1 protein-coding gene is annotated in these 4751 nt (G+C 71.8%); it reads left to right on the top strand.

Features of this window, described 5'->3' with window-relative positions; translation table 11 throughout:
* A partial coding sequence (locus QSG27_RS27695) for a beta strand repeat-containing protein (protein WP_306711915.1) occupies positions 1-4751 on the top strand: 4751 nt, incomplete at both ends.

Here is a 4751-nt window from a genome sequence, read left to right as displayed (position 1 = left end):
GCAACCCCGCCACGGCGGCGACCCGGACGGTCAGCTACGACCGCACCGCCCCGTCTCTGTCGATCGGCACGGTGTCGACCGACGACCGGATCAACGACGCCGAGGACGAGAGCGCCGTCACCATCGCCGGCACGACGAGCGGGGCCGAGGACGGCCGGGTCGTCAGCGTCACCGTCGGCACGGTCACCCAGACCGCCACGGTCAGCGCCGGGGCCTGGACGACGTCCCTCACCTCCAGCCAAGTGAAGAGCCTGTCCGAAGGCTCCGTCACGATCACCGCGAGCGTCTCCGACCAGGCCGGCAACCCCGCCACGGCGGCCACCCGGACGGTCAGCTACGACCGCACCGCCCCGTCTCTGTCGATCGGCACGGTGTCCGGCGACGACCGGATCAGCGACGCCGAGGACGAGAGCGCCGTCACCATCGCCGGCACCGCCTCCGCCGAGGACGGCCGGGTCGTCAGCGTCACCGTCGGCACGGTCACCCAGACCGCCACGGTCAGCGCCGGGGCCTGGACGACGTCCCTCACCTCCAGCCAGGTCAAGGCCCTGAGCGAGGGCTCGGTCACCATCACCGCCAGCGTCTCCGATCTGGCCGGCAACCCGGCCACCGCGGCGACGAAGACCATCACCTACGACAAGACGGCGCCGACGGTTTCCATCGGCACGGTGTCGACCGACGACCGGATCAGCGACGCGGAGGACGAGAGCGCCGTCACCATCGCCGGCACCGCCTCCGCCGAGGATGGCCGGGTCGTCAGCGTCACCGTCGGTACGGTCACCCAGACCGCCACGGTCAGCGCCGGGGCCTGGACGACGTCCCTCACCTCCAGCCAAGTGAAGAGCCTGTCCGAAGGCTCCGTCACGATCACCGCGAGCGTCTCCGACCAGGCCGGCAACCCCGCCACGGCGGCCACCCGGACGGTCAGCTACGACCGCACCGCCCCGTCTCTGTCGATCGGCACGGTGTCCGGCGACGACCGGATCAGCGACGCGGAGGACGAGAGCGCCGTCACCATCGCCGGCACGACGAGCGGGGCCGAGGACGGCCGGGTCGTCAGCGTCACCGTCGGTACGGTCACCCAGACCGCCACGGTCAGCGCCGGGGCCTGGACGACGTCCCTCACCTCCAGCCAAGTGAAGAGCCTGTCCGAAGGCTCCGTCACGATCACCGCGAGCGTCTCCGACCAGGCCGGCAACCCCGCCACCGCGGCCACCCGGACGGTCAGCTACGACAAGACGGCGCCGACGGTTTCCATCGGCACGGTGTCGGGCGACGACCGGATCAACGACGCCGAGGACGAGAGCGCCGTCACCATCGCCGGCACGACGAGCGGGGCCGAGGATGGCCGGGTCGTCAGCGTCACCGTCGGCACGGTCACCCAGACCGCCACGGTCAGCGCCGGGGCCTGGACGACCTCGTTGACCTCCAGCCAGGTCAAGAGCCTGTCCGAAGGCTCCGTCACGATCACCGCGAGCGTCTCCGACCAGGCCGGCAACCCCGCCACGGCGGCGACCCGGACGGTCAGCTACGACCGCACCGCCCCGTCTCTGTCGATCGGCACGGTGTCGACCGACGACCGGATCAACGACGCCGAGGACGAGAGCGCCGTCACCATCGCCGGCACGACGAGCGGGGCCGAGGACGGCCGGGTCGTCAGCGTCACCGTCGGCACGGTCACCCAGACCGCCACGGTCAGCGCCGGGGCCTGGACGACCTCGTTGACCTCCAGCCAAGTGAAGAGCCTGTCCGAAGGCTCCGTCACGATCACCGCGAGCGTCTCCGACCAGGCCGGCAACGCGGCCACCGCGGCGACCCGGACGGTCAGCTACGACAAGACGGCGCCGACGGTTTCCATCGGCACGGTGTCGGGCGACGACCGGATCAACGACGCCGAGGACGAGAGCGCCGTCACCATCGCCGGCACGACGAGCGGGGCCGAGGACGGCCGGGTTGTCAGCGTCACCGTCGGCACGGTCACCCAGACCGCCACGGTCAGCGCCGGGGCCTGGACGACCTCGTTGACCTCCAGCCAGGTCAAGAGCCTGTCCGAAGGCTCCGTCACGATCACCGCGAGCGTCTCCGACCAGGCCGGCAACGCGGCCACCGCGGCGACCCGGACGGTCAGCTACGACAAGACGGCGCCGACGGTTTCCATCGGCACGGTGTCGGGCGACGACCGGATCAACGACGCCGAGGACGAGAGCGCCGTCACCATCGCCGGCACGACGAGCGGGGCCGAGGACGGCCGGGTCGTCAGCGTCACCGTCGGCACGGTCACCCAGACCGCCACGGTCAGCGCCGGGGCCTGGACGACCTCGTTGACCTCCAGCCAGGTCAAGAGCCTGTCCGAAGGCTCCGTCACGATCACCGCGAGCGTCTCCGACCAGGCCGGCAACCCCGCCACGGCGGCGACCCGGACGGTCAGCTACGACCGCACCGCACCGAGCCTCTCCATCGGCACGGTGTCCGGCGACGACCGGATCAACGACGCCGAGGACGAGAGCGCCGTCACCATCGCCGGCACGACGAGCGGGGCCGAGGACGGCCGGGTCGTCAGCGTCACCGTCGGCACGGTCACCCAGACCGCCACGGTCAGCGCCGGAGCCTGGACCACCTCGCTGACCTCCAGCCAAGTGAAGAGCCTGTCCGAAGGCTCCGTCACGATCACCGCGAGCGTCTCCGACCAGGCCGGCAACCCCGCCACGGCGGCGACCCGGACGGTCAGCTACGACCGCACCGCCCCGACCCTGTCGATCGGGACCGTGTCGACCGACGACCGGATCAACGACGCCGAGGACGAGAGCGCCGTCACCATCGCCGGCACGACGAGCGGGGCCGAGGACGGCCGGGTTGTCAGCGTCACCGTCGGCACGGTCACCCAGACCGCCACGGTCAGCGCCGGAGCCTGGACCACCTCGCTGACCTCCAGCCAGGTCAAGAGCCTGTCCGAAGGCTCCGTCACGATCACCGCGAGCGTCTCCGACCAGGCCGGCAACCCCGCCACGGCGGCCACCCGGACGGTCAGCTACGACCGCACCGCCCCGTCTCTGTCGATCGGGACCGTGTCGACCGACGACCGGATCAACGACGCCGAGGACGAGAGCGCCGTCACCATCGCCGGCACCGCCTCTGCCGAGGATGGCCGGGTCGTCAGCGTCACCGTCGGCACGGTCACCCAGACCGCCACGGTCAGCGCCGGGGCCTGGACGACGTCCCTCACCTCCAGCCAAGTGAAGAGCCTGTCCGAAGGCTCCGTCACGATCACCGCGAGCGTCTCCGACCAGGCCGGCAACCCCGCCACGGCGGCGACGAAGACCATCACCTACGACAAGACGGCGCCGACGGTTTCCATCGGCACGGTGTCGACCGACGACCGGATCAACGACGCCGAGGACGAGAGCGCCGTCACCATCGCCGGCACCGCCTCTGCCGAGGATGGCCGGGTCGTCAGCGTCACCGTCGGCACGGTCACCCAGACCGCCACGGTCAGCGCCGGGGCCTGGACGACCTCGCTGACCTCGAGCCAGGTCAAGGCCCTGAGCGAGGGCTCGGTCACCATCACCGCCAGCGTCTCCGACCAGGCCGGCAACCCGGCCACGGCAGCGACCCGGACGGTCAGCTACGACCGCACCGCCCCGAGTGTCTCCATCGGCACGGTGTCGACCGACGACCGGATCAGCGACGCGGAGGACGAGAGCGCCGTCACCATCGCCGGCACGACGAGCGGGGCCGAGGACGGCCGGGTCGTCAGCGTCACCGTCGGCACGGTCACCCAGACCGCCACGGTCAGCGCCGGGGCCTGGACGACCTCGCTGACCTCCAGCCAGGTCAAGAGCCTGTCCGAAGGCTCCGTCACGATCACCGCGAGCGTCTCCGACCAGGCCGGCAACCCCGCCACGGCGGCGACCCGGACGGTCAGCTACGACCGCACCGCCCCGACCCTGTCGATCGGGACCGTGTCGACCGACGACCGGATCAACGACGCCGAGGACGAGAGCGCCGTCACCATCGCCGGCACCGCCTCCGCCGAGGATGGCCGGGTCGTCAGCGTCACCGTCGGCACGGTCACCCAGACCGCCACGGTCAGCGCCGGGGCCTGGACGACCTCGCTGACCTCGAGCCAGGTCAAGGCCCTGAGCGAGGGCTCGGTCACGATCACCGCGAGCGTCTCCGACCAGGCCGGCAACCCCGCCACGGCGGCCACCCGGACGGTCAGCTACGACCGCACCGCCCCGTCTCTGTCGATCGGGACCGTGTCGACCGACGACCGGATCAACGACGCCGAGGACGAGAGCGCCGTCACCATCGCCGGCACCGCCTCCGCCGAGGATGGCCGGGTCGTCAGCGTCACCGTCGGCACGGTCACCCAGACCGCCACGGTCAGCGCCGGGGCCTGGACGACCTCGCTGACCTCGAGCCAGGTCAAGGCCCTGAGCGAGGGCTCGGTCACCATCACCGCCAGCGTCTCCGACCAGGCCGGCAACCCGGCCACGGCAGCGACCCGGACGGTCAGCTACGACCGCACCGCCCCGAGTGTCTCCATCGGCACGGTGTCGACCGACGACCGGATCAGCGACGCGGAGGACGAGAGCGCCGTCACCATCGCCGGCACCGCCTCCGCCGAGGATGGCCGGGTCGTCAGCGTCACCGTCGGTACGGTCACCCAGACCGCCACGGTCAGCGCCGGGGCCTGGACGACGTCCCTCACCTCCAGCCAAGTGAAGAGCCTGTCCGAAGGCTCCGTCACG

Origin of the sequence: Azospirillum isscasi (assembly GCF_030849505.1) — a bacterium.
Taxonomy (GTDB): Bacteria; Pseudomonadota; Alphaproteobacteria; order Azospirillales; family Azospirillaceae; genus Azospirillum; species Azospirillum isscasi.
The sequence above is the reverse complement of the archived record's forward strand: the minus strand, read 5'-3'. Positions and strand labels throughout refer to the sequence as shown.